This is a genomic window from Pseudomonas fluorescens, assembly GCF_018614775.1.
GTDB lineage: Bacteria > Pseudomonadota > Gammaproteobacteria > Pseudomonadales > Pseudomonadaceae > Aquipseudomonas > Aquipseudomonas fluorescens_BY.
Window position 1 is genome coordinate 59,548 of the sequence record NZ_JAGGOF010000045.1, and the last position, 12,306, is coordinate 71,853.

Annotated in this window: 8 protein-coding genes and 1 pseudogene; 5 read left to right on the plus strand and 4 right to left on the minus strand. The window is 62.5% G+C overall.

The annotated features are described in order from the left end of the window. Positions 1-74: 74 nt before the first annotated feature. The 3 genes and pseudogenes from J7E36_RS12640 to J7E36_RS25585 all read right to left on the minus strand — a co-directional run. Positions 75-1,319 carry an MFS transporter gene (locus J7E36_RS12640; protein WP_215003339.1) on the minus strand — a complete coding sequence of 415 codons (1,245 nt, stop codon included), beginning with the start codon at positions 1,317-1,319 and terminating at the stop codon, positions 75-77. A gap of 215 nt (positions 1,320-1,534) precedes the next feature. After that, positions 1,535-2,290: a methyl-accepting chemotaxis protein gene (locus J7E36_RS25580; RefSeq protein WP_435304174.1), complete on the minus strand. Its 756-nt coding sequence runs from the start codon at positions 2,288-2,290 to the stop codon at positions 1,535-1,537. Positions 2,291-2,392: 102 nt separating this feature from the next. Then, positions 2,393-3,586 (minus strand): annotated as a pseudogene (locus J7E36_RS25585) (PDC sensor domain-containing protein); the annotation flags it as partial. A 360-nt stretch (positions 3,587-3,946) separates the two neighbouring features. On the opposite strand from J7E36_RS25585, the gene J7E36_RS12650 reads away from it, so the two are divergent. From J7E36_RS12650 to J7E36_RS12665, 4 genes are all read left to right on the plus strand, one after another. Further along, positions 3,947-5,395 (plus strand): APC family permease, encoded by a 1,449-nt coding sequence (locus J7E36_RS12650; protein ID WP_215003343.1) that lies wholly within the window; start codon positions 3,947-3,949, stop codon positions 5,393-5,395. A gap of 88 nt (positions 5,396-5,483) precedes the next feature. Then, entirely contained in the window at positions 5,484-6,914 is a 1,431-nt protein-coding gene (locus J7E36_RS12655) for an aldehyde dehydrogenase family protein (RefSeq protein ID WP_215003345.1), read from the plus strand. An 11-nt stretch (positions 6,915-6,925) separates the two neighbouring features. Then, positions 6,926-8,275, plus strand: a complete 1,350-nt coding sequence (locus J7E36_RS12660; RefSeq protein ID WP_215003347.1) for an aminotransferase class III-fold pyridoxal phosphate-dependent enzyme — start codon at positions 6,926-6,928, stop codon at positions 8,273-8,275. An 86-nt stretch (positions 8,276-8,361) separates the two neighbouring features. Next, a complete protein-coding gene (locus tag J7E36_RS12665; protein WP_215003349.1) occupies positions 8,362-9,687 on the plus strand; it encodes an alginate export family protein in 1,326 nt (441 codons plus the stop codon). Positions 9,688-9,728: 41 nt separating this feature from the next. Here J7E36_RS12665 and J7E36_RS12670 read toward each other — a convergent pair whose 3' ends face one another. Continuing rightward, positions 9,729-10,487 (minus strand): IclR family transcriptional regulator, encoded by a 759-nt coding sequence (locus J7E36_RS12670; protein ID WP_215003350.1) that lies wholly within the window; start codon positions 10,485-10,487, stop codon positions 9,729-9,731. A 272-nt stretch (positions 10,488-10,759) separates the two neighbouring features. Between J7E36_RS12670 and J7E36_RS12675 the strand changes: the two genes are divergently transcribed. Further along, positions 10,760-12,301, plus strand: coding sequence for an acetolactate synthase large subunit (locus tag J7E36_RS12675; RefSeq protein WP_215003352.1), 1,542 nt, complete (start codon positions 10,760-10,762; stop codon positions 12,299-12,301). Positions 12,302-12,306 lie beyond the last annotated feature (5 nt).

The window sequence follows — 12,306 nt, forward strand, 5'->3', positions numbered from 1 at the left end:
CGCTGCTGAAGTGCGCCTCACCCAACGTTGCGATCAAGGAACCATTGTCGTTGAGCTTCGTGCTCGCCAAGTTATCAGGGTAAGGCAGCAATGGAGTCGGTTTCAATTCGATCAGAACGCCGCATGGTTTCTGGAACACCGACCCATAGCAGCAAAAACGCCACCCCGGCGACGCCGCTAAGGGTCAGGAATGCCGCATCGTAGCCAGCCAGTCCGACCACATACCCCGCCAGACCGTTGCTCAACGCAGCGCCCAGGCCAAGCACGGTGGTGAGCGCACCCAGGCTGATATTGAAGTGGCCGGAACCGAGCGTGAGATCCTTGACGATGACCGGGAACAACGCACCGAAAAGACCGGCGCCTACGCCGTCGAGCAGTTGTACTGCGACTAGCCAATACGGATCATCCGACAACGTGTAGAGCACACCGCGTATGGGAAGAAACAGAAAGCCTGCCAATAGCAGGCGCTTTCGGCCCCACTGGTCGGCTTTGGCGCCAGCCAGCAAGGCCATCGGCACCATGACCAGTTGCGCCGCGACGATGCAGGCGGACGTGAGCGGGGTGGCCATGTGCAAATTGGCCTGGGCGAGCTTCTGGCTGACCAGAGGCAGCATTGCGGCATTCGCCAAATGGAACAAGCCACAGCATATCGCGAACATCAACAGCGACCGATGGGCCAATAGCACTGAAAACCCAGAGGGCTGGGGCTGGCCGCCGCTGTGGGGGGCGAGACCGCGCGCCAGATCGTGGTCAATGGCATCAGCTGAAACGAATCCCACGGCGCATATGCTTGCCAGAGCCATGACCGCCATCAGATAAAACACAGCCACCGGGCCGAACAGATAAGCAACCAAACCGGCCAGCAAGGCTGCGCAGGCGTTGCCGGCGTGGTTGAAGGTTTCGTTGCGCCCGGTTCGCCGGGTAAATGCTCGTGGGCCGGTCATTCCAAGGGTAATGGCGGAAATGGCCGGAGCAAAGATCGAGGCCGCCGCGGCACTCAAGGTCTGTGTGAGCGCCACCAGGCTGAATGACGAGACGAAGGGCAGCAGCAGGCAACTGGCGGTCACCACCAACGCGGCAGCAACAATCAGTGCTCGCTTGCTGCGGCTACTGTCAACCAGTGCTCCGGCGGGCGTTTGAGCAACGAGAGCAGCGATCCCGGCAAGGGTCATCACCACGCCGATGCTGGCCGGGTCCCAGTGATGCACTGCCAGCAGATAGATCGCCAGGTAGGGCCCGAGGCCGTCGCGCACGTCGGCGAGGAAGAAGTTGAGGCTGTCGAGCGACAGATTGATGCGGCGATCCAGGTAGATGCTCACGGGGCAGGCTGTTCGATGCTTGAGGTCCGGCGGAATGACTCAACCTCGGCCACCCTGATGACCTACGACTTCAATATTAGTTCTGAGATGTGTCGCGACAGAAATTGCGCAGAGCCTGAAGCTACTCCCTGCCGGCAGGCAGCGTGACAGGGTGGCTTATGTGCGTATTTACCGCAGGGCCACAGCCAACAATTGCAATCAGAAACCCTGCGTCCTCAAGTACGAAAATGCCCCACTCGTTGCAGTTGGTGGTTGGCCATTTCATAGAGCTGAAGGCTGGCTTGCGATGCGTCCTGCATCCGGTGGGTCAATGTTTCACTGATTGTGCGAATGTCGCTGACCCGATGGCTGATCTCTTCGACCACTGAGCTTTGTTCCAGGGAGGCGTTGGCGATCTGTTGGTTCATTTGCTCAATCACTTCTATGGCGTCACTGATGTGCTGCAAGGCCGCGTGGGTTTGTTCGACCTGCGTCACGCTGCCCCGCGCCAGTTCGCGGCTGAGTTGAGTGTTATGCACGACTTCCCGGCTGAGCTGCTGCAGCGCTTCGATCACCTTGCGGATGTGTTCGACCGAATTCTGGGTATTGCTGGCCAGGTGTCGAACTTCGTCTGCCACCACCGCGAAGCCGCGACCTTGTTCACCGGCCCGGGCTGCTTCGATCGCTGCGTTCAAGGCCAGCAGGTTGGTCTGTTGGGCGATGGCGCAGATCACGTCCAGCACCTGGTTGATCTGTTGGCTGTTGTCAGCGAGTGTCTGCACTTGACCGAGGGTGGTTTCGAGGCTTTGGTCAAGGGTACCGATGCTGGCGACGGCGTTGGCGAACAGCGCGCGCCCTGATCGGCTTGCGCCTTCGGCGCGGGTTGCCGCATCCGCTGCCTGGTGGGAGTTGCGAGCGACTTCCTGGGCACTGGCGCTCATCTCATGCAGGGCGGTGGCGGCCAGTTCGACGTCCCGGTACTGCCTGGACATGCCGGTGCTTACTTCCTGGGCCACCTGCGAGGAGGTGTCGGCGGTGTTGCGGGTGTCTTGGGACGCTTGCTGGATATCGTGGATGATGGGCTGCAGTTTGGCAAGGAAGCGATTGAAACCGTTGGCCAGCTGGCCCAGCTCATCGCTGCGATCGTCGGGCAGGCGCCGGGTGAGGTCGCCGTCGCCCTCGACAATGGCATTGAGCATGTCGGCCACGGTTAGCAGCGGCCGGGTCACGCCATAGGCGGTCAGCCAGATGAGTGACAACCCGAGGCCACCGGCCAGCAGGCCCAGGCCCAGATTGACCCAGTTGGCGTGTTGCTGTCTGTCATCCAACTGGGCTTGCATCTGCAAGGCCGGTGCCTGCACCAAGGCTTCGGGAACGCGTATCTGCAACTGCCACGGGGCGCCGGCGGTGACTGTCTGCACGGTCTGGCGCACGTCGACTGAGGTGTCCGATACGCTGCCGCTGTGGCCGGCAAGCTGCCCCGACGGCGACAGTATGCTGATCTCGCTGTGACCGGGATACAAGTCATCGGCCAGGCTGGTGGCGAGTTTCTGCAGGGTATCGAGGCTGATGTCCATGCCCACCACGCCGATGGCCTGGCCCTTGTCCATCAGTGGGATCGAGATACTGCTCATGAGGGTTTTCTGGCCCTCGACTTCAACCTCGTAGGGTTCTGTCACACACGTGCGCCGCTCCGTCTGCGGGCAGAAGTACCAGGCATTCCCCGGCTCGCTGCCCGGCGGCGCAGTGTTGGCGATGATCTGGGCTTCGCTGAGCACGTCCTGGACCAGTTGCCCTGGCTGGCTTTGCGACCAATACAAGGCAAAGCGACCGCTCTCGTTACCCGCCAGGTCCCGCTGGCCCGAGAAACCGGCATCTTCGCCGGCCAGCGCGTCGGGCAGCAACACGACGTACAGCCCAAGGATCTTCTCGCGCTTGAGCAGGGCCTGGCGGGTGGTGCCGATCAGCACCTGGCGCAGTTGCGCCGCGGTCAATCGCCCATCCAGGGTCTGGGCGCGCAGTTGAAGAACCTGTTGCGCGAAGCCTTCCCCGTACAGCGCTGTTTCATTGAAGAAGCGCTCCACCCGTTGGCCGTGGGCGAGGGCTTGGGCCTGCAAGCGTTCCAGGGCGGATTGGCCGAGAAGCAGACTGCTCTGCCGTTTCAACAACTTTGCGCCCTGTTGGTTCTGGTACAGGGACGCGCCGGTCAACGCGCCGACGACAGCCAGCAGGGAGAGCCCACTCAGGAGCGTGATCCGCCACTGAATAGTGAGACGAGTGAAGAACATGCTGAGACTTCCTGCTGGCGGCTTCAGATCGCGTGCAGCCAGGCCTGGGTTGGCGTTGGGAAGGCACGGCACACCTGAATTGTTGTTGGATGACCGGCCCTGGATGCAGGGGCGGGCGAGGCTATCTTGCGCGCGGGAGGGAGTCTCCCGTTAGCCCGAATCGGCAGCCATTGCCGTGTACCCGACACTGGGTTGCCCCACCGTGGGGCGCGACTTCCAATGCTGCCGATTTGGGATAGCGAACGGTTTTGGCGAGGGCATAGCATCGGCCTCAGCACCCAACCCACAAGGGTGTGCGGAACGGTGAATCTGGCATGCCCCGGTCCTGCAACAGCGGCCTCATACAATAAGGTTAAAAAAATGAGCGTATCTTTCCCGATCAACAGCTCGACGGAGTTGAAGCGAGGCGCCCTAGGCGTCGGCTTCATCATTTTCTTTGTGGTATCGGCTGCAAGCCCGCTGAGCGTCATCGCCGGGGGCTTTCCCATCGGCATCATGCTGGGTAACGGTGCCGGCACGCCGGCCTTGTTGATCCTGGCCCTGCTGGTATTGCTGGCGTTCTCGGCGGGATACACCGCCATGTCCCGGCACATGACCAACGCGGGCGGGTTCTATGCCTTCACTGCCCGAGGGCTGGGCGGCCTGGCTGGCGGCGCGGCGGGGGTGTTGGCGATGTTCGCCTACAACATCCTTCAGGTCGGCTTGTACGGCATGTTCGGTGGCGTCGTCAGCGGCACGATGGCCAGTGTCTTCAATCTGCAATTGCCCTGGTGGTGCTATTCGCTCCTGGCGATGGCCAGTGTTGCGATCCTGGGCTATCGCAAGATTGACCTCTCTGCGCGAGTGCTCTCGGTGGTGGTCATTGCCGAGTACCTGGCCATCCTGATACTGGATTTCGCCATCCTCAGAACTGGCGGCGACAGTGGCATCAATCTCGATTCGTTCGACCGCAGCCACGTGTTCAGCGGGACGCCGTCGATTGGCTTGCTGTTTTGCTTCGCCGCGTTCATCGGCTTCGAGGCCACCACCATCTATGGGGAGGAAGCGCGCGATCCGCATCGCACCATTCCGATTGCCACCTACAGCTCGGTGCTGATGATCGGCGGCTTCTATGCCTTGTCGGTCTGGGCAATGGTGGTGGGTGTAGGAGCGGACAAGATCGTCCCGACGCTGCAGGCCTTGCAGGACCCGACCACGTTCATCTATGGCATGTCCGATCACTTTGTCGGACCGCACCTGACCCAGGTCATCCGCATCCTGTTCATGGTCAGCATCTATGCCGGCCTGCTGGCGTTCCACAATGCTGCGGCCCGTTACTTCTATGCCATCGGGCGTGACGGCTTGCTGCCTCACCGATTGGGCACGACCCACCGGGTGCACCAGAGTCCGCACATGGGCTCGGCACTGCAAAGCCTGATCGCCGCCGTGGTGGTGCTGATTTTCGCTGCGCTGGATGCTGATCCGATCCTGCAGCTGTTCGCCTGGCTCTCCAACCTGGCGACCCTGTGCGTGATCCTGCTGATGGCGCTGACCTCGGCTGCGGTAGTGGTCTACTTCCGGCGTCATCCGGAGCTGAAACTGGGTCTCTGGCGCGGTCGGATCCTGCCGGTCTTTTCCTGTCTGGCGCTGCTGGTGGTCTTGGCGCTGGCGGTGATTCATTTCGACGTGCTGACCGGGGCCAGCGTGCTTCTGTCTTACTCCCTCTGCGCCATCATCCCTGTTGCGTTGATCGTCGGTGTAGGCCTGGCGGTCCGGCTGCGCAGGTTTTCGCCCGAGCGGTTCATGGCGTTGGGCAGCCACAAGCTCTAGGGCCCTGCGCGGCACTGTTCAACTCTCACGAAAAATACCGGTCCGCGTGGTACGGGACGGCCCGTCTGCGCGTGAAAGGGAGGTTCTGATGCACGATTATAAAATGCTCATCAACGGGGTTGCGGTCAGCGGTGAAAAGGGTGACTTCGATGTCATCAACCCGGCTACCGGCAAAGCCTTCGCCCGATGCCCGGCCGGCTCCCTGGCTCAGTTGGACCTGGCGGTCGACGCGGCGCAAGCGGCCTTCAGCGAGTGGCGGCACAGCACCGACGAAGACCGTCGCGAGCGCCTGCTGGGCATCGCGGCGGACATCGAAGCGCAGGCCGAGGCGTTGGCCCGGCTGATCGTCCAGGAACAGGGCAAGCCACTGGCGCTCGCCCGCTTCGAAGTCATGGGCGCGGTTGCCTGGACACGATATACCGCTGAACAGCAGATTCCGGTGGAGCGGGTGGAAGAAACACCGGCCCAGCGCATCGAGCTGCACCGCAAGCCGTTGGGGGTAGTGGCGTCGATCACGCCGTGGAACTGGCCGTTCATGATCGCCATCTGGCACATCATGCCGGCGCTGCGTGCGGGCAATTGCGTGATCAGCAAACCCTCCAGCCTCACGCCTTTGAGCACCCTGAGCCTGGTGCACATCATCGCCCGTCATGTGCCCAAGGGTGTGATCAACATTGTGACGGGTGAACAGGGTTTCGGCAGTGCGATCACCTCCCACAGCGGCATCCACAAGATCGTATTCACCGGCTCCACGGCCACCGGCCAGAGCGTGATGCGTGGCGCCGCCGGCAATCTCAAGCGCCTGACGCTGGAGCTGGGGGGCAATGACGCCGCGATCGTGTTGCCAGGTACGTCGGTGGAGGCCGTGGCCGAGGACATTTTCCAGGCGGCCTTCCTGAACATGGGCCAGACCTGCGCCGCCCTCAAGCGTCTGTACATCCACCAGTCCCAGTACGAAGCCTTCGCCGAGGCGCTGGCGCGGATTGCCGCGCGCCAGAAGGTCGGTGACGGCCTGGAACCCGGGGTCACCTTCGGGCCGGTGCAAAACCTCGAACAGTTGGAGCTGGTCGAGGCGTTGGTGGCCGATGCCCGTGCCCATGGGGCCCGGGTGTTGTGTGGCGGTGCACGCCTGGACCGGCCGGGCTTTTTCTACCTGCCGACCCTGGTGGCCGATGTGACGGACGGGCAGCGCCTGGTCGATGAAGAACAGTTCGGTCCGGTGCTGCCGCTGATCGCCTATCAGGATGTCGAGGATGTCGAGGATGTCCTGCGCCGCGCCAATGCCAGCGACATGGGCTTGGGTGGGTCGGTCTGGGGCAGCGACGTCGAGCAGGCACAGGCCTTGGCCTGCCGCCTGGAAAGCGGCGTGGCCTGGGTCAACTGCCATGCGCAGATCCAGCCGAATACGCCTTTTGGCGGCAGCAAGATGTCCGGGTTCGGTGTCGAGTTCGGCCTTGAAGGGTTGCTGGAATTCACAGGCCAGCAATTGCTGTTTGTACGCACCCGTGAAACTGAGTGAGGGTTTGAATCATGTATGAGCAATACAAGACAGCGCAGAAAAAATTCTGGCACCCGATGAGTTCTGCGGCACCGGCCCAGCGCTCGAAAACCCTGATCATCGCCAAGGGCGACGGCAACTACATCACCGACATCGACGGTCAGCGCATGCTCGACGGCGTCGGCGGCTTGTGGAACGTGAACGTGGGCCACAATCGGGCGTCGGTGAAGGCCGCCATTGCCGCGCAACTGGACGAGCTGGCGTACTACCAGACGTTCGATGGCATCGCTCATCCGCGGGTGTTCGACCTGGCTGAGCGACTGATCGCGATGTTCGCCCAGGAAAACATGGCCCGGGTGCTGTTCAGCGCCGGCGGTTCGGATGCGGTGGAAACCGCATTGAAAATGGCCCGCCAGTACTGGATCGCCAGCGGCGAGCCGGGGCGCACCCGCTTCCTGTCGTTGCGCAACGGCTATCACGGCGTGCACATGGGGGGCACTTCGGTGGGTGGTAACGGTGTGTACCACTACAACCATGGGCCATTGCTGGCGGGCTGTCATTTGCTCGACACGCCGTGGCTATATCGCAATCCCTGGGATTGCCGCGATCCGGAAGCACTGACGGCCCATTGCATCCGGCAGTTGGAAGACCAGATCGCGCTGCTGGGCGCACAAACCATTGCTGCGCTGATCGCCGAACCGGTGCAGGGCGCGGGTGGCGTCATCGTGCCGCCGGCGGACTACTGGAAGCGACTGCGCGAAGTCTGCGATCGCCACGGCATTCTGTTGATTGCCGATGAAGTGGTGACTGGGTTCGGCCGTACTGGCTGCATGCTCGGCAGTCGCGGGTGGGGTGTCGCGCCAGACATGCTGTGCCTGGCCAAAGGCATCACCGCCGGTTACATCCCGATGGGCGCCACGGTGTTCAACCAGCGCATTGCCGATGCAATCGAGAACGGGCCGGGGTTCAGCAGTGTGATCATGCACGGCTACACCTACAGCGGGCACCCCACCGCTTGCGCCGCCGCCCTGGCGGTGCTGGATATTGTCGAGGCCGAGGACCTGCCGGCCAACGCCGGGAAAATCGGCGCCCAGTTGCTGGAGCAGTTGCAGCCTATGACCGAGCGGTACGCGGTGGTGGGTGAGGTGCGTGGCAAGGGCCTGATGATCGCCTTGGACCTGGTGGCGGACAAGACCTCCCGCCAACCCCTTGATCCAGCGACAGGCCTTGCCAGTCGCATCGCTGACGAAGCACGCCGCGCTGGCGTGCTGGTGCGCCCGATAGGCAACAAGATCGTCCTGTCGCCGCCGTTGACCCTCACCTCCGAAGAAGCCGACGTGATGGTTCAGGCCCTCGACAGCGCCTTCGCCACCTGCCGCTGACCCTGTAAAGCCGGCGCGGTGAGCTGCGCCGGCTTCACGAATCGCCAAGACAGCCTTTGAAAGGCGCACCACAAGGAGCTTCAGCCATGCGGTATCCATCGCGTATTGAATTTTTCAGCGGCGGTCTCGCCTGCACATTGGCGTTCTGCGCCATGGGCCAGGCCCAGGCCTATGAGCTGTTTGCCGACGAAGACAGTCATCTCAACGCCGACGTGCTGGCGGTATTCGGTCATTTCAACAGCCGCAAGAACTACGACGGGACGCCGGGCGGGTCTATCTGGCGCGAAGGTTTCATCAAATATGGCTTGAGTGGCGACCAGGCCCTGGCCGGTCGTGGAACCGCCTACGGGGCGTTCAGCCTGGTCAGTTCCGCGACCTGGGGAGACGGTGACGCGGCAGGCAACAGCCTGGGAACCGAGCGGACCACGAAAATTGAAGACGCTTATCTAGGCTGGCGTTCCGCCGATCTGTTCCCGCTGTTGGGGCAAGACGGCGTCGACATCTCGGGCGGACGCCAGGTGGTCAAGCTGGGCAGGGGATTCCTGATCAACGATGACGGGCCGAACCTGGGCAAAGGCCCCGCCGATGGACGCCTGAATCGAGGTGGCGCCTATTACCTGGCCGCCCGACACGCCTTCGATCAAACCGCCGTGGTGCGCCTGGGTGGGCAGGACGGTGTGCATGGCAGCATGGCGTGGCTGAAGTCCGACAACCGCGCCCAGGCCGAAACCGAGCTGGCCGCCGCTACTCTGGACTACACCGCCAAGGCCGGGACGTTGGGGCTGACGTGGGTGCATGGCCTTGATGTGAATGAGCGCTGGGCCAGCGACTTCCAGAAGCAGCGCGAGGGGATGGATGTCTACAGCCTTCGTGGTGAGGGGGACGCGGGCATCGAGAACGTCAGCCTGGCGTTTGAGTACGCCTGGCAAGACAAGGACGCCGGCCCCGAGAAAGCCTGGTACGCCGAGGCTGGATACACCTTTGCCGACGTGGCCTGGGCACCGAAACTGACGTACCGCTATACCCGCTACTCGCAGAAATGGGACTCGTTGTTTACCGGCCAGAGTACCGGCTACGGGACCTGGTTCCAGGGCGAAGTAGCCGGTAACTACGCCGGGCCGTTCAACAGCAATACCGCCATTCACCATGTCGGCCTGAAGGCCACGCCGCTGGAAAACCTGACCCTCGGCGTGCTGTTCTTCGACTTCAACACGGTGCGTAAAAGCAATGCGCTGAACCTGGATGCACGGGAACTGGATGTCTACGCCGAGTGGGCCGTTAACCCACACCTGATCATCACCCCGCTTGTGGGTCTCTACAAACCGGACCGGGACTCGACAACGGGGGGCAATCAAGCGACAGGCAACGGCAGCAACCTGTACAGCCAGGTGACGGTGGCCGTTCCGTTCTGAAGCACGGGCTGCGGCTCTGAGTTGCGCCGCAGCACTGCGGTCTAGCGCTGGAGCGGCGCGGGTGGGGTCTGCATTTTTTCGGCGATGCGCCGGGTGGTGTCCATCACCATTTCGACCACCGTTTCCTGGCGCAGCAGCTTGAAGCTTTGGCTGCTGCCGACCGCAGAAAGGCTACCCACCACCTCGTCGATCTCAGGGTGGATGATCGGCGCCGCGATACCGGTCAGCCCCTGGTTGAGTTCATCGTGGGTCAGGCAGTAACCGTCCTTGCGGATCTTCTTCGCCGCTTTGGAGAAACTCGCCCAGTCATAGGGATTGTCGGGGTCGTTGGCCATGTGTTCGTCGTACAGGCGTTGCAGGCGTCGGCTCTTCTGGAAGGCGATCAGGACCTTGGACTGTGCACCCCGGAAAAACGGCAGCGGTTGCCCCCGGCCGAATGCGAAATGGTAGGTATCGGTGGGCTCGGCAATGTAGGTGTTGATGATGTGACCGTCATAGAAAACGCTGGCGAACACCGCCAGGCCGGTTTCTTCGGACAGCTCGTGCATCAGCTCGCGGCCGGCCACGAGGATCGGGTCGTACTGCCGCATCATCCAGTCCAGCTCGATGATCCGTGGCCCCAGGCCGTAGCTGCCGGCATCCACCCGGCTCAGCAGGCCCGCGTCGCAGAGGTCCTTGACGTAGCGATACACGGTCGCCCGTGAAAGGCCCATGTGCTCGGCAATGGTGTCGGGATCGATCTTCAGCCGTTGCGGGCCGAACAGGTCCAGGACACTCAACATTTTACTCAGACTGCTCATTTGGCTCCTAAGGGGGAAGGGCGCGTGGCTGGCCGTTGGGTGAGCACTATAGGTAGACGCGCCAGGGATGGAAAGCCTGCTCAGCAGCTGACTGATGCGCCGCCACGTTACTCCAAGGCTTGAGAAATGCAAGCGTATTTGTGGGAGTGATTTCTCGTAAAAATACATTAAATCTCAAAATACGAGTTTTACGCAAATAAAGTGCTTGTTATGTTGGTTTTGATGTGTGATAAATCTCAGCCAATGCAAACGCTCGTAGAAGAGGGCTGGAAATGAATGGCGCGCAACTGATAGTGAAGGCGGCGGTGGCAAGCGGTATCGAGTACTGTTTCGCCAACCCCGGAACGACTGAAATCCCCCTGGTGGCCGCCATGGCCAGCGCCCCGGCGCTCAAGCCGGTCCTGTCCCTGTTCGAGGGCGTGTGCACCGGCGCTGCGGACGGTTACGGGCGGATTGCCGGCAAGCCGGCGATGACCTTGACTCACCTGGGGCCCGGCTTTGCCAATGGCATTGCCAACCTGCACAACGCCCGCCGCGCCAACACCCCGATTGTCAATGTCATCGGCGATCACGCGTCATGGCACGTCAACTACGATCCACCGCTCGCCAGTGATATCCAGGCGCTGGCCGGTAGCGTCTCCGGGTGGGTGCGTACCTCGCGCACGGCGTCGGGCATTGGCGAAGATTTCCAAGAGGCCGTGCGTTGCGCCTGGCAAGCCAAGGGCCAGATCGCCAGCCTGATCCTGCCGATGGATCTGCAAGCCAACGAAGTGGTGCAGGAACGCGCCTTTACCACCTTGCACGCGCCGGTTCGGCGGTTTGCCGGTGATCGGATCGAAGCCGTCGCCCGGGCACTGCGCAATGGCCAACGGCTGGTGTTTATCGTGGGCGACCAGGGTCTGTCGGTCGCCGGCCTCGAAGCGGCAGGGCGCCTGGCGCAATTGCCCGGCGTGCATCTGTTTGCCGAAACCTTCCCACGCTTGAGCTACCGCGGCGGTGGCCTGCCGGACCTGGACCGCTTGCCCTATTTCCCCGAGGTCGCCATCGGCGTCCTGGACCAGTACGACGCGGTGGTGTGCGCCGGTATCCCCGAGCCGATCAGCTACTTCGGCTACGAAGGGATTCCCTCTCGCCTGGCCGAACGTGATCGCTTGCTTCACCTGGCAGACGTCGGAGATGACGTGGCCGGCGCACTCACCGCGCTGGCCGACGCACTGCAAGCGCCGGCCTTCGTGCCGACGCCGATGGGTGTCGAGTTGCCGCCGGCCGCCGCCGAGCTGACCCCGCAGTCGATAGGGCAAGTGTTGGCCGCGTCGCTGCCGCACGACTGCATTGTCTCGGTGGAAGGCGGCACCTGTGGCTACCCGTTCTTCACCGCTTCGGCCCGTGCCGCACGGCACCGGGTGCTGACCAACACGGGCGGCGCCATCGGCCAGGGCATTCCGGTGGGCTTCGGCGCGGCGTTGGCCGAGCGCGGCAGCCGGGTGTTCTGCCTGCAATCGGACGGCAGTTCCCAGTACACCATTCAAACCCTGTGGAGCATCGCTCGTGAACAACTGCCGGTGGTGATCCTGATCGCGGCCAACCATCGCTACGCGATCCTGCAGAACGAATTGCGCCGTTTTGGCATGACCGAGCTGGGCCCCGAAGCCCTGAGCCTCACTGTGCTGGACCGTCCACGTATCGACTGGAAAGCTCTGGCTAAAGGCTACGGCTTGCCGGCCAGCACGGTGCACACCAATGCCGAACTGCAGCGGGCTTTGGCCAATGCATCCGCCGATGGCGGTCCTTGCCTGATTGAAATGGCGTTGTGAAGGAG